Raw genomic sequence first — 19,354 nt, 5'->3', positions numbered from 1 at the left:
CCCGAGGCCCCATGCCCCCGACCACCGTCCCCTTCCCCGCCCACGCCGCCCCAGGCATCGACCTGCTGAACCGCCTGGCCGCCGAGCAGCTGCTCGCCCCGGCCTGCGATCACTTCTACTTCCTGCGCCACGGCCAGACCGGGCGCAACGCGCTGCGCGTCTTCCAGGCGCCCGACGAGCCCCTGAGCGCACTCGGCGAGCAGCAAGCCGTGCAGGCGGCCGAGCTGCTGGCCGGTGAGCCGATCGGCGCCATCGTCTGCAGCGACGCGCGCCGCGCCTTCGACACCGCCCACACCGTGGCACGCGCGCTGAGCCTCGTGCCCACCGCGCACGAGAACCTGCGCGAGCGCAACTTCGGCGCGCTCATCGGCACCTCGTCGGCGAACATCGACTGGGCCTGCGAGCCCGAAGGCGGCGAGACGCTGGCGCAGTTCGTCGACCGCAAGCGCGAGGCGCTGGCCGCCGCGCTCGCCGCGCAGCCCGCGCCGGTGCTCGTGGTGGCGCACGGCGGCACGCTCTATGCGCTGGCCGCGCTGCTCGGTGTGGCGGTCGATGCGAGCATCTTCGGCAACGCCCAGCCGTTGCGTTTTTCACGTGCCGGCCCCACATGGGCCGTGACGCCGCTGCAACAGCGGCCAGCCGACGGCGGCGGGGCAGCCCTGGCCTGAGTCAGGCCCCAGTTGCTCTGTACGCCGTCCCCGAAAGGAATCCCCACCCACCATGGAATTCAAGGACTACTACAGCGCACTGGGCGTCGAACGCACCGCGTCCGACGACGAGGTGCGCAAGGCCTACCGCAAGCTCGCCCGCAAGTACCACCCCGACGTCAGCAAGGAGCCCGACGCCGAGCAGCGCATGCGCGACATCAACGAGGCCAAGGACGTGCTCGGCGACAAGGAGAAGCGCGCCGCCTACGACGCGCTGGCCGACCGTGTCGCACGCGGTGGCCGGCCCGACGGCAACTTTCAGCCGCCGCCCGACTGGGACACCGGCTACGAGTTTCACCGCGGCCCGCGCCAGGGCCCGGCCGACCACGCCGACTTCAGCGAGTTCTTCTCGTCGATGTTCGGCGACGCCGAGCGGCGCGGGGCCGCGCGGCAGAACTACCGCGCACGCGGCGAAGACCACCATGCGGCCATCGAGATCACGCTCGAAGACGCGCTGAACGGCATCGAGCGCGAGCTCACGCTGCGCGCCCAGACGCTCGATGCACAAGGCCGCCCACAGTGGGAGAACCGCACGCTCGCCGTGAAGATCCCGCCCGGCGTGCACCCCGGCCAGTTCATCCGCCTCGCGGGGCAAGGCATGCCCGGCCACGGCGGGGAGCCGGCCGGCGACCTGTACCTCGAGGTGCGCATCGCGCCGCACACGCTGTACCGCGTGGAAGAGCGCGACCTGTACATGACGCTGCCCATCACCCCCGCCGAAGCCGCGCTGGGCGCGCAGGTGGAGGTGCCGACGCCCACCGGCGGCGTGGTCGAGGTCACCGTGCCGCCCAACGCGCGCGGCGGCATGAAGCTGCGGCTCAAGGGCCGCGGCTTCGCGGGCAAGACGCCCGGCGACCTGTACCTGCTGCTCGAGATCGCATTGCCGCCCGCCGACAGCGACGAGGCACGCAAGGCCTACGAACGGCTCGCGCAGGCAACCTCCTCGTTCAACCCCCGCCAGCACCTGGGAGTCTGAGCATGGCGAACTATTCTTCCGTCACCACCACCACGGCCATCGGCGTCTCGCACCCGCTGGCCGCGAACGAACTGGCGCACGCCTGCGGCGCCGACACCGCCTGGGTCGTGCAGTTGGTCGAGGTGGGCATCGTGCAGGTCGGCACCGCCGACGCACCGCCCGAGCGCTGGGCGTTTTCCAGCACCGACCTGCAACACGCGCTCGAAGCGCGCCGGCTCGAACGCGACTTCGGCGTGAACCTCGACGCTGCCGCGCTGATCCTCGATCTGCAGCACGAGGTGCGGCGGCTCAAGGCGGTGCTGCAGGCGCACAGCGTGGGCTGAAACGCGCCGCGCGGGCCTCCCGTGCAGTGACGGCCAGATCCGCTCGCCGAGCCCGCGCCCTCCTCCGCCTTCATTTGCTCTTCAGCTTGGAGCGCGCCTGCGCTCCCACAATTCCAGCCGGGCGTGACACCGCGCCTTGCCTGGGAATCCCGGCCGCCAGCGGCGCCGGGACATCCCTCTTCCCCCGGTCGAATCGAATCCGGCATCGCGTTCAGGCATGGATGCGACCGGTTTCAAGCACCTCTTGAGCGGATGAACACACCTCGCTTTTCCTTCTTCCCGGCCTGCGCGTCGATCGCAGCCACCTTTGTCCTCACGGCTTGCGCCACGTCGATCCGGCCGTCCAGCGACGACCCCGACGTCGTCCAGGAACAGGCCCTGCAGCAGTCGATGTCGCTGAATCAGCGCATGGCCCTGCAGCGCCGGCTCGACGACGTGGCGATCCCGCTCATGGAGCACAGCGCGCCGTTCTGCGACGGCGATGTGCGGGCCAGCCTGGGTGCGCACATTGCCAGCGTGTGGAGCTTCGAGAAGGAGGAGCGCATCACAGTGAAGCAGACCCTGCACCTGGACGACCGGTTGGCCGTGCTGTGGACGCTCGACAGGAAGCAGGCGCCGGCCACACCGCTGCGCGCCGGGGACGTCCTGCTCTCTGTCGGCGGCAAGCCGCTGCCCGCCGGCGAGAAGGGGATCGATCGGCTCAACGATGTGCTGCTCGATGCCGCGCGCGCCAAGCCCATGAAGCGCGAGGGCTGGCTCGATGCCGTGGTGCAGCGCGAGGGCCAGTCGACGGCGCTGCGCCTGCCCTATGCCGCGGCGTGCAACTACACGGCCATCACCCGGATGAAGAACGAGGTCCATGCGGAGAACGACGGCCACGAGATTTTCGTCAACTCGGCGCTGATGACTTTCTTTCCCGACAACCGCGACCTCGCGATCGTGCTGGGGCACGAGCTGGCCAATGGCGTGCTGTCCCATGGCGGGAAGAGCCGCGCGGTGGGCATCGCGGCCGGTATCGTGGACGGCGCGCTGGGTGGCACCGGGATGGCGGAAGAGGCGCTGTCGTCGCCGTTCTCGCAGCAGTTCGACGCCGAGGCCGACTACCTCGGCCTCTACATGGTGGCCGCCGCGGGCTACGACATCGAGGGCGCCGAACGGATCTGGCGCGAGTTCGGGGTGCACACGGCCGGCACGAAGAAGAAGAGCTTCGTGAGCGCCGCGCCGACCTCCGCCAGGCGCTTTGTCGCGATGCGGCGCACCATCGCGGAGATCCAGGCCAAGAAGAAGAACGGGGCACCGTTGGTGCCCCTTGCGAAATCGAAGTCCTGACGCGCGGCAGCAGCGCAGCGCCGGCCGCTACTGCATCTGCTGCAGGTTGCCGATGCGCACCAGCATCTCGGTGAACATCTGCATGTCGGCGTCGAGGTCGGGCACTTCCTTGTATTCCTTGGCGTTGTGCGCCGTGTACTTCTTGCCGGGCATCGCGGGGCCGAAGTTGATGGCGTTGGGCATCAGCTTGGCCGTGGTGCTGCCGGCGGTGGGCACGGGCTTGGCCTCGAGGCCGGTGGTGTCGCCGAAGATGTTGAGCAGGGTCGAGAGCCACGCGCCCTTCGGGTCGCGCGCCATCCAGTTGCCTTGGTCGTAGGCCAGCTCGAGCTTCACCTGGCTGGCCGTGGCCCAGCCGTTCACCTTGGCCGCCACCTGCGCCTTCAGTTCGTCGGGCGTGCGGCCGCGCGGCATGCGCACGTTGGCCGTCACCTCGAGGCGCCCATCGGCGCCCATGCGCACCAGCGTGGGCGACATCGTGAGCGGACCCATGAAGTCGTCCGCGTAGCCCAGCCCCATCTTCTCGCCGAGGTAGCCGGTGCCGTAGAGCGCATCGATGTACTGCACGGCCCGCAGGTAGGGGTTGGCGGCCAGCGGCACGCCCGATTCCTTCAGGAACAGCGCCAGGCGCGGCACGGGGTTCACGCCCTCTTCCGGTCGCGAACCGTGGGCCGAAGTGCCTGTGACCTTCAGCTCGACGGCTTCGGCGCCGCTTGCGATATCGATCGCGAACTTGCCGCCCTGGCCTTCGTACTTGCGCACGAAGGCGGCCTTGGCAGCTTCGAGCTTCGCGGCCACGGCCGCAAGGTCACCGCCCTTGAGCGTGGCGGTCGCGGTCTGCGGAATCGCATTGGCCGACGCCGCGCCGCTCATCGCGGTGATGGCGGTTGCAGCGGGGTCGGCCGCTTCCGCGGGGAAGAGCACCTTGAGCGCGCCCGAACCCTTCTCGGCCACGACCGCGGGGTACTTGCTGTCGAGCACGATGTTGTACGCCGGCAGCGGCGTCTTGTTGCGGTAGTACTGCATCGCGTCGCCGCCGGTTTCCTCGGTGGTCTCGATCATCAGGCGCACGCCACGCTCCACCGGCAGGCCGCTGTCCTTCACGGCCTTCATGGCGTAGAGCACGGCGGCAATGGAGCCCTTGTCGTCGATGGTGCCGCGCCCGTAGAGGAAGTCGCCCACGCGCGTCATCGCAAAGGGATCGAGGCGCGTGCCGTCGTCGAGCACCCATTCGGACAGCACGGCCGGCACCACGTCGGCGTGCGTGAGGATGCCGAACTCTTCGCTGCCCCGGCCCTTGAGGCTCACTTCGAAGATGCGGCCGTCGACGTTGCGGTAGCCGAGCCCGAAATCTTTCGCCATCTTCTCGACCAGCTGGCCGAACGCGACCATCGGCGGGCTCTCGTGCGGCGGCACCTGCACGTTGCGCACGGTGGGCAGCGCCACCATGGTGCCGATGCTGGCGATCACGGCCTGCTGGTTCTGCAGCCGGTTGTAAAGGCCGAGCAGGCGCGCGATGTTGACGAGGTCGTCGCCCGCCAGCGCCTTGCCGCCGGTGTAGGCCGCCACGCTGGGCTGCAGCGCGGGCTGGGCCTGGGCCGCCTGCGCCAGGAAGGCCTTGAAATCGGGCGCCGTGCGACCGCCCTTCCAGGCGGCGGCGAGTTGGTCGAGCGCGGGCTTCTTCAGGGTCTCGGCACCGGCCGGAACAGCGACGGCGAGCGCCGCGAGGGCCAGCGAAAGCGCCGACAATGAAAAACGAAACTGCTGCATCAGGGTCACCCCCTCATTCCGAAAACATCCCCCGACGATAGCCGAGCCATGCCCCACGACGACAGCCATTCTTCGACCCAGCGATGCGCCTGGGCCCGCACCGATCCGCTGCTGGCCAGCTACCACGACGCCGAATGGGGCGTGCCCGAACGCGACAGCCGCGCGCTGTGGGAGAAGCTGATGCTCGACGGCTTCCAGGCCGGCCTGTCGTGGCTCACCATCCTGCGCAAGCGCGACGCCTTCCGCGCGGCCTTCGAGGGTTTCGTGCCCGAAACGGTGGCGCGCTTCACGCCGACCGACGTCGAGCGCCTCATGCAGGACGCGGGCATCGTGCGCTCGCGCGCCAAGATCGAAGCCGCCATCGGCAATGCCAAGGCCTACCTCGCGATGCAGGCGGCGGGCGAAGATTTTTCCGATTTCGTCTGGGGCCTGGCGGGCGGCCAGCCGGTCGTCAACACCACGGGCACCGTGCCCACGCAGACGCCGCTGTCCGAAGCGATGTCGAAGGCGCTGAAGCAGCGCGGCTTCAAGTTCGTCGGCCCGGTGATCGTCTATGCCTGGATGCAGGCCACGGGCATCGTCGACGACCATGCGCCCGACTGCCACTGCCACCGCAGCAACCACCGCGCCTGAGCGCAGCACAGACGTGAAAAAACCGGACGGTGCTTTTGCACGGTCCGGTCTTTTCGGGTGGTGGTCTTGCTAACCGAGGCGGCTCACGCCGCCGTCGATCACAGGCCGGCTTGACGCGTGAAGCTGCGTGCCTGCGAGGGGATCACGCTGCCAGCGAAGGATTCGCGGCGCAGGTTCTGGCCCGGGGCGTGGGCAGCGGCCACGGCTTCGTTGCGGACGGTGGCGCGGTCCACCGACGAGGCCAGCACGGGGGCCACGCTGGCCGACACGGCGTCGCTGTATTCATTGCCGGCACGGGCGGCGGCCACGGCTTGCGGTGCCACGTCGGCACGGCTGTAGCCGGAGGTCACGGCGTGAACGCCTTCGTAGGTCTCTGCGTGGGCGGCGCCAGCGGCGGCGAGCAGGGAGAGAGCGGCGGCGGCGAGGATGTTCGAGGTCTTCATTTCAATTCCTTCTTGTGTGTTCAGGCTTTGGATGGCCTGAAGTGTGCGCCAGATTCCTAGGGTAAACCCCAGTCATTCTGAATCGCAGTGTTCACGGAATTGAAACAATCACGGGGAACTTTCCGACATGCAGGCTCTGCGCGAAACTTTTTCGTACAAGTCCCAGAGATTTTGGGAACTTTGGGGCTCTTTCGTCAAGCCTCAGGACCGACCCCAGGTACGCACCAGCGTGCGGATCGCGACCGCGCCGCTGCCCTTGACCTCGGCGCGGTAGCTGCCGAGCAGCGCCTCGCGCTCGGCGGCAGCCTGCGGTTCGTTGCGCCAGGCGAGCAAGGCGGCCACGTCGGCGTCGGACAGGGCCAGAAGCAGCGCCTGCGTGACCAGCTTTTCGAACTCGCGCGCCACGGTCATCAGGTTGCGCGGACGCGGCGACGTCACGCCGCGCGACCACAGCGAATCGAGCGCCGTGTCGAGCGTGCGATCGGGCAGCGAACTGAACTGCGCGGCATTGCCACGCGCCAGCTGCTTGACCACCGCGCTCATGAGCAGCTGGCTCGAAAAATCGACCTCGCGCGCCTCGGCCACCGTCATGCGCGACAGCAGTTCGACGCGCGCCGGGTCGGCCGGCCGCGCGTGCTGCTGATGGAAGAAGGTCACCTTGCCGGGCTCGTCCATCGCGGCGTAATCGGCGCGCAGCTTGGCAAAGCGCGCCACGGCTTCCAGCACCGGAGGCGTCGGCGCAGCGGCGCCCTGCCCGGCCGCCGCCACGTCCTGCCGGATCGCGGCCACCGAGGCGTTCACGTCGAAGGCACGACCTGCTGCCACGTCGAGCGACTGCAAGGCCTTGTCGGCGATGGCCAGGTCCGGCGGCTCCAGCAGCTCGCGCGCACCGCGCGACACGGCGCCCGGGCCATAGGCGGCCTGATAGCGCGCCTGCACGCCCTCGAACTGGAGCAGGGTTTGCGCGCGGTCCTGCGCCCACCCCGTCAAGGGGGCCAGGAGCAATGACAGCAACGACAGCAACAAGAGGCAACGAGACGAAGACAGGCGGGGGAACAACAGCATGGCGCCATTATTGGCCCGCCGCATTCCCCGCCCTTCCCGCGTTCTTAGGCCTGCGCCAGCTCCTCGCGCAGCAGCTTCGCAGCCGCCACCATGTTCGACAGCGCCGCCTCGGTCTCGGGCCAGCCACGGGTCTTAAGGCCGCAGTCGGGGTTGATCCAGAGGTTCTCGCCCGGCACCACCTGCGCGGCCTTGCGCATGAGGCGCACGATCTCGTCGACCGAGGGCACGCGCGGCGAGTGGATGTCGTACACGCCGGGGCCGATCTCGTTCGGGTAGCGGAAGCCCCCTGAATTGTTCTCCCCGCCGAAGCCGCGCAGCAGCTCCATGTCCGAGCGGCTGGTCTCGATGGTGATCACGTCGGCGTCCATCGCCGCGATCTCCGGCAGGATGTCGTTGAATTCCGAATAGCACATGTGCGTGTGGATCTGCGTCTGGTCGCGCACGCCCGAGGCGCTGATGCGGAAGGCGCGCGTGGCCGCCTTCAGGTACGCCGGCCAGCCCGCGCGGCGCAGCGGCAGGCCTTCGCGGATGGCGGGCTCGTCGATCTGGATGATGCCGATGCCCGCGCCCTCGAGGTCGTTCACCTCGTCGCGGATCGCCCACGCGATCTGCTCGCAGGTGGTGGCGCGCGGCTGGTCGTCGCGCACGAAGGACCACTGCAGGATGGTCACGGGGCCGGTCAGCATGCCCTTCATCGGCAGCTTCGTGAGGCTCTGCGCATACGCAGTCCATTCGACCGTCATCGGCGCCGGGCGTGCCACGTCGCCGAAGATCACCGGCGGCTTCACGCAGCGCGAGCCGTACGACTGCACCCAGCCGTTGGCCGTGAAGGCGAAGCCGTCGAGCTGCTCGCCGAAGTACTCGACCATGTCGTTGCGCTCGGCCTCGCCATGCACCAGCACGTCGATGCCAAGTTCTTCCTGCTTGCGCACGGCGAGGGCGATCTCCGCGCGCATCTTCTCGCGGTAGCCGGCGGCGTCGAGTTCGCCGCGCTTGAAGGCGGCGCGGGCGGCGCGGATGTCGGCGGTCTGCGGGAACGAGCCGATGGTGGTGGTCGGCAGCGCGGGCAATGCGAAGCGCGTGCGCTGCAGCTGCTGGCGCAATGGGAAGGCCGAGACGCGGCGGTCGTCGCCGACCACGCTGCGCGCCAGGCGCAGCGCCACGTCGGCACGGTGCACGCGCGGGCTGGCGCGGCGCGCGGCCACGGCAGCACGCGCGGCCTTGAGTTCGGCGGCCACCGAGGCCTCGTCGCCATCGACGGCGGCGCGCAGCACGCGCAACTCATCGAGCTTCTCGATCGCAAAGGCGAGCCACGAGGTCAATTCGGTGTCGAGCTTCGTCTCGGCCGCGAGGCTGAACGGCACATGCAGCAACGAACACGACGGCGCGATCCACAACTCGCCTTGGTGCTTCTCGGCCACGGGCCTGAGCTTGCCCAGCGCCACATCAACGTCGGTGCGCCAGATGTTGCGACCATCGACCACGCCGACCGACAGCACCTTGTGCGCCGGCAGCCAGTCGGCCACGCCGGTCAGCTCCTGCGGTGCGCGCACGGCATCGACGTGCAGGCCGGCCACCGGCAACTGGCAGGCCAGGCGCAGGTTCTCGGACAGCGGCGAGAAGTACGTGGCCAGCATCAGCTTGGGCGCGCTGCGGGCCAGTTGCCAGTACGCGCGCTCGAAGGCGTTGCGCCAGGCCTCGGGCAGGTCCAGGCCGAGGATGGGCTCGTCGATCTGCACCCATTCCACGCCCTGCTGCTTCAGGCGGTTCAGCACTTGCTCGTACACCGGCAGCAGCGCATCGAGCAGCGAGAAGCGGTCGAAGCCGGCGGTCTTCTCCTTGCCCAGGTACAGGAAGCTCAGCGGCCCCAGCAGCACGGCCTTGACCGCGTGGCCGGCCTGCTGCGCCTGCGCGACCTCGTCGAACAGGCGCGTCGATGCGAGCTTGAACTGCGTGTCGGCCTTGAACTCGGGCACAAGGTAGTGGTAGTTGGTGTCGAACCACTTGGTCATCTCGAGCGCGAAGGTGCCTTCGGCGCCGTGGGTGCAGCTGTCGCCGTGCACGTGGCCCGCCTCGTCTTCCACGCCGCGCGCCATCTTGAAGTAGCGCGACAGCTCGGGCTCGTCGCCGCTGAAGTCGAAACGCGCCGGCTCGCAGCCGAGCAGCTGGATGTGGTTGGCCACGTGGTCGTAGAAGGCGAAGTCGCCCACGGTCACGAAGTCGAGCCCCGCATCGCGCTGCGCCTGCCAGTGGCGCGCGCGCAAGGTGTCGCCGACGGCTTCGAGTGCGGCATGGTCGGTCTCGCCGCGCCAGTGCTTTTCGAGGGCGAACTTGAGTTCCCGGCGGGCGCCCATGCGCGGAAAGCCGAGGATGTGGGTACGGGTGGTCATGCAGGTGGTCCGGTCGCTGATCTTGGAAACCGATGATGGTCGGCGTTTGGCGCATATGATTCAAACGAAACCTTTTGCCCATTCGCTTGAATCATTTTCATGATGCAGTCCATCCTCGAAATCCGCCACCTGCGCACGCTGGCCGCGTTGCGCGACACCGGCAGCCTGGTGCGCGCGGCGCAGCTGCTCAACCTCACGCAGTCGGCGCTGTCGCACCAGATCAAGCTGCTCGAAGACCGCTACGGCGCCCAGCTGTTCGAGCGCAAGTCGGTGCCGCCGCAGTTCAGCACCACGGGGCTGCGGCTGCTGCAGCTGGCCGACACCGCGCTGCCGCTCATCGAAGAGGCCGAGCGCGACGTGGCGCGGCTGGCGCTGGGGCGCAGCGGGCAACTGCGCATCGTGGTCGAGTGCCACACCTGCTTCGACTGGCTGATGCCCGCGATGGACGCCTTTCGCCAGCGCTGGCCCGAGATCGAACTCGACATCGTCTCGGGCTTCCACCCCGACCCGATCGCGCTCGTGATGCAGAACCGCGCCGAGGTGGCGATCGTCTCCGAGGAAGACCCCGATGAAACGGTCGACTACCACGCGCTGTTCCGCTTCGAGATCGTGGCGCTGCTGGCCAACGACCACGCGCTGACGGCCAGGCCGCACCTCACGGCGCGCCACTTCGCCGACCAGACGCTCATCACCTACCCCGTGCCCGACGAGATGCTCGACATCGTGCGGCAGGTGCTGGCGCCCGCCGGCGTCGAGCCCGCGCACCGGCGCACGACCGAGCTCACGGTGGCGATGCTGCAGCTGGTGGCGAGCGGGCGCGGCGTGGCAACGCTGCCGCTGTGGGCGGTGCAGAATTACCTCGACCGCGGCTACGTCACGGCACGCCGCGTGGGCGCCAAGGGCCTGACGGGGCGGCTCTACATGGCCTGCACGCAGGCGACGTCGGCACGGCCCTGGCTGGACGACTTCGTGCGCGTCACGCGCGAGAGTTGCTTCAAGAGCCTGCCGGGGATCGAATTGCTGTGAGCCCGAGGGTGGGAGGATCACGTCCGAATCCGGCCAGTGCGTGGTGGTGCACGGCCTGAAGATCGACCACCACCACGGACCGCTCCATGACATCTCCGAAAACGCTCGACACCCCTGCCATTCCGCGCCCCCGCTTCTTCCACGGCTGGCTCGTGGTCGCCGGCGCCTTCGCCGTGATGTTCGTGGGCTTCGGCTGCGCCTACACCTTCAGCGCGTTCCTCGACGCACTGCAGCGCGACTTCGGCGCGTCGCGCGGTGAGGTGTCGCTGGTGTTCTCGCTCGCGGGTTTCCTGTACTTCGGCCTCGGCGTGTTCAGCGGCCCGCTCGCCGACCGCTGGGGCGCACGGCGGCTCGCGGTCGCGGGCATGGTGCTGGTCGGCCTCGGGCTGGCGCTCGCGAGCCAGGCGCGCAGCCTGACGCAGATCTTCTGGGCGTATGGGCTCGGTGTCGGCCTCGGCGTGGGGGCCTCGTACGTGCCGGTGCTGGGCGCGGTGCAGCGCTGGTTCGTGCGCCAGCGCGGCTTCGCCTCGGGGCTCGCGGTGAGCGGCATCGGCGTGGGCACGCTGGCGATGCCGCCGCTGGCCTCGTGGCTCATCGACACGCTGGGCTGGCGCGATGCCTACCTGGCGCTCGGCGTGCTCGCGGCCGTGGTCGGCGTGGGCCTGGCGCTGCTGGTGGAGAACGATCCGCGCGCACGCGGCCTCGGCCCTGACGGCGATCCGCCGAAGGCGCAAGCATCCGCCGCGCTGCCGTCCGGCGCCTCGGTGCGCGAGGCCATCGGCTCCGGCCGTTTCGCCGGGCTGTACGCGGCCTGCCTCATCAGCTCGTTCGGCTTGTTCGTGCCCTTCGTGCACCTGGTGCCCTACGCGCTCGACCACGGCGTGGCTGCGTCATCGGCGGTGCTGCTGCTCGGTGCGATCGGCGTCGGCAGCACGGCGGGCCGCTTCTTCCTCGGCGGACTGGCCGACCGCATGGGCCGGCACTACGCGCTGCCGCTGATGTCGGCGGGCATGGCGCTGTCGCTGGTGGTGTGGGCCGTGTCAGGCGGGTTCTGGGGGTTGGCCCTGTTCGCCTTCGCCTACGGCGTGTTCTACGGTGGCTTCGTGGCGTTGCTGCCCGCGCTGGTGATGGACTGGTTCGGCGGGCGCCACATCGGCGCGATCATCGGCATCCTGTACACCAGCGTGGCGATCGGCACGCTGATCGGGCCGAGCGCCGCGGGTTTCGCCTTCGACCTCACGCGCAGCTACCTGCTGCCGATCCTCGTGGCGATCGGCGCCAACCTCGTGGCGGCCGGCCTGCTGCTCGCGATGGCGCGGCGCGGCCGGCGCGCCGCTCAGCCGGCCTTCTGAACCAGCTTCAGCACGCTCGAGAAATCGAGCGCGCCGTGGCCCGCAAGGCTGTGTGCCGCGTACAGGCTGCGCGCCAGGCCGCCCAGCGGCGTGGAAGCACGCACTGCGCTCGCGTTTTCCTGGGCCAGCCCCAGGTCCTTGAGCATCAGGTCGGTGCCGAAACCGCCCGCGTAGTTCTTCGAGGCGGGCGACGTCTCCATCACGCCCGGCATCGGGTTGTACTTCTCGAGCGCCCAGTTGCCGCCCGAGCTGCGGCGCATGATTTCCGACAGCACCTTCGGATCGAGCCCATTGGCCACGCCCAGCGCGAGCGCTTCCGAGGTGCCGATCATCAGGATGCCGAGCAGCATGTTGTTGCAGATCTTGGCAGTCTGGCCCGCACCGGCCGCGCCGGCGTGGAAGATGTTGGCGCCCATCTTCTCGAGCACCGGGCGCGCGCGCTCCAGGTCTGCCGTTTCACCGCCGACCATGAAGGTCAGCGTGCCGGCAATCGCACCGCCGGTGCCGCCCGACACGGGCGCATCGATCATCGCAATGCCCTTGGCAGCGGCGGCCTCGGCCACCTTGCGCGAGGTGGCAGCGGCAATGGTGCTGCTGTCGATCACCAGCGTGCCGGCCTGGATGCTGTCGAGCAGGCCGGGCTTGCCGGCGCCGCCGAGGAACAGGCCCTCGACGTGCGCGCTGGCGGGCAGCATGCTGATCACCACTTCGGCACCGGCCACCGTCTCGGCGGCCGAGGTCGCGATCGGCAGGCCCTCGGCGCCGAACTTCTTGCAGGCCTCGGCCGAGAGGTCGAAGGCGCTGAGCGTGTGGCCGGCCTTGTGCAGGTTCAGGGCCATCGGGCCGCCCATGTTGCCCAGGCCGATGAATGCGATCTTCATGTGTCTTGTCTCCGTTGTTCTGTGCAGGGAATAGGTCGGATCAGGTCAACGACGCCAGCTCGGCCGGCATCTCGCCGCGCGGGCGCAGGTGGTCTTCGACGAAAGCGGGCGTGATCTCTTCAAGCGTGGCGGGGTTCCAGCGCGGGTTGCGGTCCTTGTCGACCAGCACGGCGCGGATGCCTTCGGCGAAATCCTTGTTCGCGCAGAAGCCCAGCGAGGCCCAGTATTCGAGGCGGAACACTTCGGCCAGCGACATGCGCGGCACGCGCTGCCAGAGCTCGAAGCTCAGCGCGATGGAGCTCGGCGCGCCCTTGGTGAAAGTCTTCGATGCGGTCTGCAGCCACGCGTCGTCGCTCTGCACGTCGCGCAGACGTTTCGCGATGTCGAGCAGGTCGTCGCCGGCCATCAGCGCGTTGATGGTGTCGTAGTGCTCGCGCACCTTCGACGCGGGCATCTCGGTGCCCTCGCCCGCCTTGGCGAGGATGCGCGACAGCGTGGCGCGGTCGGCCCGCGCGTCGCCGCCGGCCCACTGCGTGGACGCGATGGCGGCGAGCACGTCGGCCTTGCGCTCCTGCGGCACCAGCACGTCGGCCAGGCCGCAGAAGATGGTGTCGTGCGCGTTGATGTTGGCGGCCGTGAGCGCCAGGAAGAGGCCCGTGCGGCCCGGCGTGCGGCGCAGGAACCAGCTGCCGCCCACGTCGGGGTACAGGCCGATGTTGATCTCGGGCATGGCGATGCGGCTTTGCAGCGTCATCACGCGGTGCGAGGCACCTGCCAGCAGGCCCACGCCGCCGCCCATCACGATGCCGTGACCCCAGCACAGGAAGGGCTTGGGGAAGGTGTGGATCAGGTGGTCGAGCTCGTACTCTTCGCGGAAGAAGTCTTCGGCGTAGGTGTTGCGCTCGGGGCCGCAGTCGAGCAGCGTCTGGTAGAGCTGGCGCAGGTCGCCGCCGGCGCAGAAGGCCTTCTCGCCCGCCGCGTCCAGCAGCACACCGACGATGCCGGCGTCGGCCGCCCACTCGCGCAGCTTGGGCGTGAGCAGGCGCACCATGTCCACGGACAGCGCGTTGAGCGAAGCCGGTGCATTGAGCGTGGCGACGGCAAAGCGCTGGCCGCCGGCGGTCTTGATTTCGTTGAAGAGAACTACGTTGTCGGTCATTGTTTTCAGGTCCTGGAGAGCGGGTTCACGGCGTGTTCAGCGGATGTCGCTGTCGCCTTCCAGCAATTTTCGCGCAACGATGACGCGCATGATTTCGTTGGTGCCTTCGAGGATCTGGTGCACGCGCGTGTCGCGCACCAGACGCTCGAGCGGGAACTCGCTCAGGTAGCCGTAGCCGCCGTGCAGTTGCAACGCGTCGTTGCAGACGTTGAAGCCCGCATCGGTCGCGAAGCGCTTGGCCATGGCGCAATAGGTGCTCGCATCCACATGGCCCGCGTCGAGCTTGCTCGCAGCCAGCCGCACCATCTGCCGCGCGGCGACCAGCTCGGTCGCCATGTCGGCCAGCTTGAACTGCAGCGCCTGGAAACTCGCGATCGGCTTGCCGAACTGCTGGCGCTCGTGCAGGTAGCGGCGCGCCGCGTCGAGCGCACCTTGCGCCGCGCCCACCGAGCAGGTCGCGATGTTGATGCGCCCGCCGTCCAGGCCCTTCATGGCGATGCGAAAGCCCTCGCCTTCCTTGCCCAGCAGGTTCTGCGCGGGCACGCGCACGTTGTCGAAGTTGATGGTGCGCGTGGGCTGGCTGTTCCAGCCCATCTTGTGCTCCTTCTTGCCGTAGCTCACGCCCGGCGCGTCGGCCGGCACCGCGAAGGCCGAGATGCCACTCGCGCCTGCGCCGCCCGTGCGCGCCATGAGCACCAGCACGTCGGTCGAGCCGGCGCCGGAGATGAAGGCCTTGTTGCCATTGATGACGTACTCGGCGCCCTGCAGTTCAGCCCGCGTCTTCAGCGAGCCGGCGTCGGAGCCCGCACCCGGTTCTGTCAGGCAGTACGACGCCAGCTTGCGCCCGCTCGTGAGGTCTTCGCCCCACTGCTGCGCCACCGCGTCGGTGGCCCAGGTGCCGAGCATCCACGTCGCCATGTTGTGGATCGTGATGAAGGCCGTGGTCGAGGGATCGACCGCGGCCATTTCCTCGAACACCAGCGCCGAGTCGAGCCGCGGCAGGCCCAGGCCGCCGATGCGCTCGGGCGCGTACAGGCCGCAGAAGCCCAACTCGCCCGCCTTGGCGATGGCCTCCTTCGGAAAGATGGCTTCAGCGTCCCACTGCGCGGCGTGCGGCGCGAACTCGGCCTGCGCAAAGTCGCGTGCGGTCTGCGCAAAGGCGTTCTGTTCTTCGGACAGTTCGAAATTCATTGTTGACGACCCTTCCAGAGGTCCAGTTCGGCGGTGCGTTTGCGGGTCGATTTTTCCAGGCACGCGTTGAACACCAGCGGCCAGATCGATCCGCCTTCGTTCGCCTTCGCGGCCCGCTTGCAACCGGGGTCGCGGCCCTTGAGCCAGGTCCGCTGTTCGGTGCGCAGCGCGACGCGCATCTGCGGTGAGAGCGTCTTCATCACCTCGCCGTAGCGGATGTTGAGCTCGGCGTCGGCCGCGCGGAAATCGCGCAGCGCGCAGTCGTTCATCTGCTGCTGGTTACCGTTGGGGTTGCAGTCGACCGGCTCATCAGAGCCGGCCGCCTGCGCCCCGCCGGCCAGCAAGGCAAGCGCCGCCATGGCGGCCCAGGCTGCGACGCGAAGCCCCTGCCTCACTTGAGGCTGATCGTCGTGTTGACGCCCTGGCTCACAGTGCTGTCGTCGAACCAGCGCGCCGTGACCGTCTTGGTCTGCGTGTAGAACATGATGACCTGCTTGCCGTACGGGCCCAGGTCGCCGAGCTTCGAGGCGCGCGAACCGGTGAACGAGAACATCGGGACCGGCACCGGGATCGGCACGTTGATGCCGACCTGGCCCACGTCGATGTCTTCCTGGAAGCGGCGCGCCGCGGCGCCCGACTGCGTGAAGATCGCCGTGCCGTTGCCGTTCGGGTTGCTGTTGATCAGCTCGATGGCTTCGTCGATGGTCTCGGCGTCGGCAATGCACAGCACGGGGCCGAACACTTCCTGGTCATAAATCGTCATGCCGGGCTTCACGCCGGTGAAGATCGTCGGGCCGACGAAGTTGCCCTTCTCGTAGCCGGGCACAGTCGGCTTGCGACCGTCGAGCGCCAGCTTGGCGCCGTCGGCTTCGCCGCGTTCGATGAGGCTGTTCACGCGGTCGAAGGCGGCGCATGACACCAGCGGGCCCACGTCCACGCCCTTTTCAGTACCGGCGCCAATCTTCAGCGTCTTGGCCTTGGCGATCAGCTCGGGCACCCAGTTGCGCGCCTCGCCCACCAGCACCGCGACCGACACCGCCATGCAGCGCTGACCGGCTGCGCCGAAGCTCGCGCCGGCCAGTGCGTTGAGCGTCTGCTCCTTGTTGGCGTCGGGCATCACGATGGCGTGGTTCTTCGCGCCCATCATGCATTGCGCGCGCTTGCCGGCCAGCGTGGCGCGGTTGTAGACGTGCGTGCCGACCTTGGTCGAGCCGACGAAGCTGATCGCCTTGATGTCGGCGTGGTCGCAGATGCCGTTGACGATGGCTTCGCCGCCATGAATCACGTTCAGCACGCCCGGCGGCACGCCGGCTTCGAGCGCGAGTTCGCACAGGCGCATCGTGACCATCGGGTCTTGTTCGGAGGGCTTGAGCACGAAGGTGTTGCCGGTGACGATGGCCATCGGGAACATCCACAGCGGGATCATGGCGGGGAAGTTGAACGGCGTGATGCCGGCGCACACGCCCAGCGGCTGCAGCAGCGTGTAGGTGTCGACGCCGTTGGCCACGTTGTTGGCCAGCTCGCCCAGTTGCAGGTTGCCGATGTTCGAGGCGTGCTCGACCACTTCGAGGCCGCGGAACACGTCGCCTTCGGCGTCCGGCAGCGTCTTGCCCTGCTCGGCCGTGAGGATCGCGGCCAGCTCGCCCATGTTCTCGCGGATGAGCTGCTGCAGCTTCAGGAAGATGCGGGCGCGCGCGCCCAGGGGAGTCTTGCGCCAGGTCTTGAAGGCTTCCTTGGCGGAGGCCACGGCGGCGTCGAGTTCGGCCTGGGTGGCGAAGGGCACGCGGGCCAGCACCTGCTGCGTGGCCGGGTTGACGACGTCGCGCCATTCGGTGGTCTTCGATTCGACGAACTTGCCGCCGATCAGCAGCTTGACGGTGGCGACTTGCGTCGAGGGGGTGGTGGTGGCGTCCATGGGGTTTGTCTCCTGTGATCCTGTGAAATTCGGTACCAGCGCGAGCCGGTGCAGCCCGCATCCTAGCTTTGCAGATTTGCCATGACAATAGACAAATATGCGTCATCGCTTTGCAAAAATGCAAAGCGCCGCATCCCACCGCACACAAGGCCGGACGCACATGGACTGGGACAACCTGCGCTACTTTCTCGAACTCGCCCGCTCGGGCACGCTGATGAGCGCGGCGCGCCGGCTGGAGGTCGACCACACCACCGTCGCGCGGCGCATCCAGGCGCTCGAAAAGGAGGTGGGCGCGCCCCTGTTCTCGCGCGAATCCGGCGGCCACCGGCTCACCGAAGCGGGCCGCCGATTGCAGCCGCAGGTCGAGGCGATGGAAAGCGCCTTCCAGGCCGTGGAGAGCACCGCGCCGGCCTCGCAGGAAGGCCTGTCGGGGCTGGTGCGCATCGGCGCCACCGAGGGCTTCGGCACCGTGGTGCTCGCGCCGCAGCTCGCGCTGTTCGCGGTGCAGCACCCCAAGCTCACGATCGATCTGCTCGCCATGCCACGGCTGGTGCACCTGTCGCGGCGCGAGGCCGACATCGTCATCTCGCTCGAGCGCCCGGCGCGCGGGCCGGTGGTGGTGACCAAGCTCACCGACTACACGCTGCGCCTCTACGCGTCGAAGCAATACCTGGCCGCGCACAAGCCCATCAAGACCCGCGAAGACCTGCGCGGCCACACCTTCATCAGCTACGTGGACGACCTGCTGTTCAGCAAGGAACTGCAGTACCTCGATGAACTGCATCGCCCCGACAGCTTTGCGCTGCGCAGCACCAGCGTGCTGGCGCAGCACCGGGCAGTGGCGGCGGGTGCGGGGATTGCGGTGTTGCCGGCGTTCATTGCGCAGGACGACCGCGCGCTCAAGCCGGTGCTGCCGGACGCGGCGAACTTCACGCGGACCTTCTGGATGTCGATGCCGGCGGAAACGAAGCACCTGGCGCGCATGCAGACGGTGTGGGAGTTTCTGCGCGCGACGGCTGCGGCGCAACAGCAGGTGCTGTTGCCTGACAGCGTGGCGAACACCCCATGACCGGTTCGCGAGCGAAGAAGCAACCGTCAAGGAATCATTGACGGTTCAAGTTCGCGCGTTCAGGAGAAAAGGCGCTTCAGAAATCCAGGCTTGGCCGCCGGCACCGCAGCCGCTTCCAGCAGCTCGATCAGCCCCTCCACGCGCGGCTTCTTGAGCCGGCGCGCGTAGTCGATGTAGCTCTCTTCCGTGTCCATGCGATAGAACTGCGGCGGCATCGGCAGCGGGCCTGGCACTGCTGCCAGCAGCACGCGCAGCGCGTCGAGCTGGTTCATGCGGATGGCGCTCATGATGGCGGTCTCGCCGAGCGAAGGAATGATCTCGTTGGGCTGCGCGAGCCCGCCGTCGAGCAGGGGCTGGATCGCCGCCGCATCGCCTGCGACCGCTGCCGCGCCCAGCGCCTCGAGCGCCGCCAGTTTCTCGGGCGAAAGGCTGGCCAGGTAGGCGTCGCTGCGCTTGTCGTCCTCGTCGCGCGCGTCGCCGCCCTGCATGACCATGAAGTCGGTCACGAGCGCCACAGGTTCGCCTGCGGCGTCGAGCGCCCAGAAGCTCGGGTAGCTGCCGTCGCCCCAGCCCGCGCTGAAGATCAGCACGTTGTTCGCGCTGCCCGCGCCCAACGGGTAGTGGTCGGCGATGTCGGCCGAGGCGAGGTCGGCGCCGAGCACGTCGTCGTAGTAGCTGACGTACTCGGGGTTGGTGGCGGACTCGCGCGCCTCGCGCTCGGCCATGGCCTTGGCGCCGTCGGCATCCATGAAGCAGCCGACGCCGGCATCGACCGGGTAGCCGTAAAACTCGTTGCTGCCGAGTTCGTCCTGCGACTGCCCTTCGAGCAGTGCTGCCTCCCAGTGCAGATCGCTTGCCTGCAGGCTTCCGCGCTCGCGCAGCCACAGCACGGCCAGCGCATGGCGGCCTCCGCCTTGCAGCACCTCGACGGGGAATGCGCCGCGCCCGCTCACGCTGCGAACAAAAGGCTCGCGCTCGGGCTGCACCAGCGGATCGCAGGCCACGATGCGGCCGCTCGTGAGGTGCAGGGCGCCGCAAGGCTGGCGCTGCAGATGCCGTGCGCGCAGCGCCTCGTCGTCAAGAAAAATGCTCTGGAGGTTGTCGATGTCTAGGTAAGCCATGCGCCCA

Annotated in this window: 18 protein-coding genes; 8 read left to right on the top strand and 10 right to left on the bottom strand. The window is 68.7% G+C overall.

All coding sequences use genetic code 11. The annotated features are described in order from the left end of the window. The first annotated feature begins 11 nt into the window (after positions 1 to 11). From CLU95_RS27500 to CLU95_RS27485, 4 genes are all read left to right on the top strand, one after another. Positions 12 to 668 (top strand): histidine phosphatase family protein, encoded by a 657-nt coding sequence (locus tag CLU95_RS27500; protein WP_099796523.1) that lies wholly within the window; start codon positions 12 to 14, stop codon positions 666 to 668. Positions 669 to 720: 52 nt separating this feature from the next. Next, positions 721 to 1,683: a DnaJ C-terminal domain-containing protein gene (locus tag CLU95_RS27495; RefSeq protein WP_099796522.1), complete on the top strand. Its 963-nt coding sequence runs from the start codon at positions 721 to 723 to the stop codon at positions 1,681 to 1,683. A 2-nt stretch (positions 1,684 to 1,685) separates the two neighbouring features. Continuing rightward, complete coding sequence (locus tag CLU95_RS27490; RefSeq protein ID WP_099796521.1) at positions 1,686 to 2,006, top strand: chaperone modulator CbpM; 321 nt, start codon at positions 1,686 to 1,688, stop codon at positions 2,004 to 2,006. A 252-nt stretch (positions 2,007 to 2,258) separates the two neighbouring features. Beyond that, positions 2,259 to 3,335, top strand: a complete 1,077-nt coding sequence (locus CLU95_RS27485; protein WP_099796520.1) for a M48 family metalloprotease — start codon at positions 2,259 to 2,261, stop codon at positions 3,333 to 3,335. A 27-nt stretch (positions 3,336 to 3,362) separates the two neighbouring features. Here CLU95_RS27485 and CLU95_RS27480 read toward each other — a convergent pair whose 3' ends face one another. Further along, a complete protein-coding gene (locus CLU95_RS27480; protein WP_099797499.1) occupies positions 3,363 to 5,102 on the bottom strand; it encodes a dipeptidase in 1,740 nt (579 codons plus the stop codon). Positions 5,103 to 5,150: 48 nt separating this feature from the next. Between CLU95_RS27480 and CLU95_RS27475 the strand changes: the two genes are divergently transcribed. Next, on the top strand, positions 5,151 to 5,735 hold the full coding sequence (locus tag CLU95_RS27475) for a DNA-3-methyladenine glycosylase I (RefSeq protein ID WP_099796519.1): 585 nt from the start codon (positions 5,151 to 5,153) through the stop codon (positions 5,733 to 5,735). A 98-nt stretch (positions 5,736 to 5,833) separates the two neighbouring features. On the opposite strand, the gene CLU95_RS27470 is transcribed toward CLU95_RS27475, so the two are convergent. The 3 genes from CLU95_RS27470 to metE all read right to left on the bottom strand — a co-directional run bounded on the left by CLU95_RS27470 (position 5,834) and on the right by metE (position 9,633). Then, complete coding sequence (locus CLU95_RS27470; RefSeq protein WP_056573774.1) at positions 5,834 to 6,178, bottom strand: hypothetical protein; 345 nt, start codon at positions 6,176 to 6,178, stop codon at positions 5,834 to 5,836. A 201-nt stretch (positions 6,179 to 6,379) separates the two neighbouring features. Continuing rightward, a complete protein-coding gene (locus CLU95_RS27465) occupies positions 6,380 to 7,243 on the bottom strand; it encodes a hypothetical protein (RefSeq protein WP_257214746.1) in 864 nt (287 codons plus the stop codon). A gap of 44 nt (positions 7,244 to 7,287) precedes the next feature. Continuing rightward, positions 7,288 to 9,633: a 5-methyltetrahydropteroyltriglutamate--homocysteine S-methyltransferase gene (gene metE / locus CLU95_RS27460; protein ID WP_099796517.1), complete on the bottom strand. Its 2,346-nt coding sequence runs from the start codon at positions 9,631 to 9,633 to the stop codon at positions 7,288 to 7,290. 99 nt (positions 9,634 to 9,732) lie between these two features. On the opposite strand from metE, the gene CLU95_RS27455 reads away from it, so the two are divergent. After that, on the top strand, positions 9,733 to 10,659 hold the full coding sequence (locus CLU95_RS27455) for a LysR family transcriptional regulator (protein ID WP_099796516.1): 927 nt from the start codon (positions 9,733 to 9,735) through the stop codon (positions 10,657 to 10,659). An 86-nt stretch (positions 10,660 to 10,745) separates the two neighbouring features. Continuing rightward, the gene (locus tag CLU95_RS27450) at positions 10,746 to 12,011 is read left to right on the top strand and encodes an MFS transporter (protein WP_099796515.1); all 1,266 of its coding nucleotides are present in this window, start codon (positions 10,746 to 10,748) and stop codon (positions 12,009 to 12,011) included. On the opposite strand, the gene mmsB is transcribed toward CLU95_RS27450, so the two are convergent. The 5 genes from mmsB to CLU95_RS27425 are packed head-to-tail and all read right to left on the bottom strand — an operon-like array spanning position 11,996 to position 17,157. Continuing rightward, complete coding sequence (gene mmsB / locus CLU95_RS27445) at positions 11,996 to 12,892, bottom strand: 3-hydroxyisobutyrate dehydrogenase (protein ID WP_099796514.1); 897 nt, start codon at positions 12,890 to 12,892, stop codon at positions 11,996 to 11,998. The two genes, CLU95_RS27450 and mmsB, sit on opposite strands and share 16 nt — an antisense overlap. Before the next feature lie 40 nt (positions 12,893 to 12,932). Beyond that, entirely contained in the window at positions 12,933 to 14,051 is a 1,119-nt protein-coding gene (locus CLU95_RS27440) for an enoyl-CoA hydratase/isomerase family protein (protein WP_099796513.1), read from the bottom strand. A gap of 36 nt (positions 14,052 to 14,087) precedes the next feature. Next, entirely contained in the window at positions 14,088 to 15,242 is a 1,155-nt protein-coding gene (locus CLU95_RS27435; RefSeq protein WP_099796512.1) for an acyl-CoA dehydrogenase family protein, read from the bottom strand. Further along, a complete protein-coding gene (locus CLU95_RS27430; RefSeq protein ID WP_099796511.1) occupies positions 15,239 to 15,601 on the bottom strand; it encodes a lysozyme inhibitor LprI family protein in 363 nt (120 codons plus the stop codon). Before CLU95_RS27430 ends, CLU95_RS27435 begins: the two co-directional genes overlap by 4 nt. 32 nt (positions 15,602 to 15,633) lie before the next feature. Further along, positions 15,634 to 17,157, bottom strand: coding sequence for a CoA-acylating methylmalonate-semialdehyde dehydrogenase (locus CLU95_RS27425; protein WP_099796510.1), 1,524 nt, complete (start codon positions 17,155 to 17,157; stop codon positions 15,634 to 15,636). 160 nt (positions 17,158 to 17,317) lie between these two features. Between CLU95_RS27425 and CLU95_RS27420 the strand changes: the two genes are divergently transcribed. Further along, positions 17,318 to 18,226 (top strand): LysR family transcriptional regulator, encoded by a 909-nt coding sequence (locus tag CLU95_RS27420; RefSeq protein WP_099796509.1) that lies wholly within the window; start codon positions 17,318 to 17,320, stop codon positions 18,224 to 18,226. A 59-nt stretch (positions 18,227 to 18,285) separates the two neighbouring features. On the opposite strand, the gene CLU95_RS27415 is transcribed toward CLU95_RS27420, so the two are convergent. Then, positions 18,286 to 19,347, bottom strand: a complete 1,062-nt coding sequence (locus CLU95_RS27415; protein WP_099796508.1) for a DUF4241 domain-containing protein — start codon at positions 19,345 to 19,347, stop codon at positions 18,286 to 18,288. Between the last annotated feature and the right edge of the window lie 7 nt (positions 19,348 to 19,354).

The organism is Variovorax sp. 54 (assembly GCF_002754375.1).
GTDB lineage: Bacteria > Pseudomonadota > Gammaproteobacteria > Burkholderiales > Burkholderiaceae_C > Variovorax.
Note: the sequence above shows the minus strand (reverse complement) of the source record. Positions and strands in the feature narration are given on the sequence as shown.

Bases quoted from the DNA above. Each gene is read 5' to 3' on its own strand.
- CLU95_RS27500 (WP_099796523.1), top strand. From the start codon at position 12: ATGCCCCCGACCACCGTCCCCTTCCCCGCCCACGCCGCCCCAGGCATC.
- CLU95_RS27495 (WP_099796522.1), top strand. From the start codon at position 721: ATGGAATTCAAGGACTACTACAGCGCACTGGGCGTCGAACGCACCGCG.
- CLU95_RS27490 (WP_099796521.1), top strand. From the start codon at position 1,686: ATGGCGAACTATTCTTCCGTCACCACCACCACGGCCATCGGCGTCTCG.
- CLU95_RS27485 (WP_099796520.1), top strand. From the start codon at position 2,259: ATGAACACACCTCGCTTTTCCTTCTTCCCGGCCTGCGCGTCGATCGCA.
- CLU95_RS27480 (WP_099797499.1), bottom strand. From the start codon at position 5,102: ATGCAGCAGTTTCGTTTTTCATTGTCGGCGCTTTCGCTGGCCCTCGCG.
- CLU95_RS27475 (WP_099796519.1), top strand. From the start codon at position 5,151: ATGCCCCACGACGACAGCCATTCTTCGACCCAGCGATGCGCCTGGGCC.
- CLU95_RS27470 (WP_056573774.1), bottom strand. From the start codon at position 6,178: ATGAAGACCTCGAACATCCTCGCCGCCGCCGCTCTCTCCCTGCTCGCC.
- CLU95_RS27465 (WP_257214746.1), bottom strand. From the start codon at position 7,243: ATGCTGTTGTTCCCCCGCCTGTCTTCGTCTCGTTGCCTCTTGTTGCTG.
- metE (WP_099796517.1), bottom strand. From the start codon at position 9,633: ATGACCACCCGTACCCACATCCTCGGCTTTCCGCGCATGGGCGCCCGC.
- CLU95_RS27455 (WP_099796516.1), top strand. From the start codon at position 9,733: ATGATGCAGTCCATCCTCGAAATCCGCCACCTGCGCACGCTGGCCGCG.
- CLU95_RS27450 (WP_099796515.1), top strand. From the start codon at position 10,746: ATGACATCTCCGAAAACGCTCGACACCCCTGCCATTCCGCGCCCCCGC.
- mmsB (WP_099796514.1), bottom strand. From the start codon at position 12,892: ATGAAGATCGCATTCATCGGCCTGGGCAACATGGGCGGCCCGATGGCC.
- CLU95_RS27440 (WP_099796513.1), bottom strand. From the start codon at position 14,051: ATGACCGACAACGTAGTTCTCTTCAACGAAATCAAGACCGCCGGCGGC.
- CLU95_RS27435 (WP_099796512.1), bottom strand. From the start codon at position 15,242: ATGAATTTCGAACTGTCCGAAGAACAGAACGCCTTTGCGCAGACCGCA.
- CLU95_RS27430 (WP_099796511.1), bottom strand. From the start codon at position 15,601: ATGGCGGCGCTTGCCTTGCTGGCCGGCGGGGCGCAGGCGGCCGGCTCT.
- CLU95_RS27425 (WP_099796510.1), bottom strand. From the start codon at position 17,157: ATGGACGCCACCACCACCCCCTCGACGCAAGTCGCCACCGTCAAGCTG.
- CLU95_RS27420 (WP_099796509.1), top strand. From the start codon at position 17,318: ATGGACTGGGACAACCTGCGCTACTTTCTCGAACTCGCCCGCTCGGGC.
- CLU95_RS27415 (WP_099796508.1), bottom strand. From the start codon at position 19,347: ATGGCTTACCTAGACATCGACAACCTCCAGAGCATTTTTCTTGACGAC.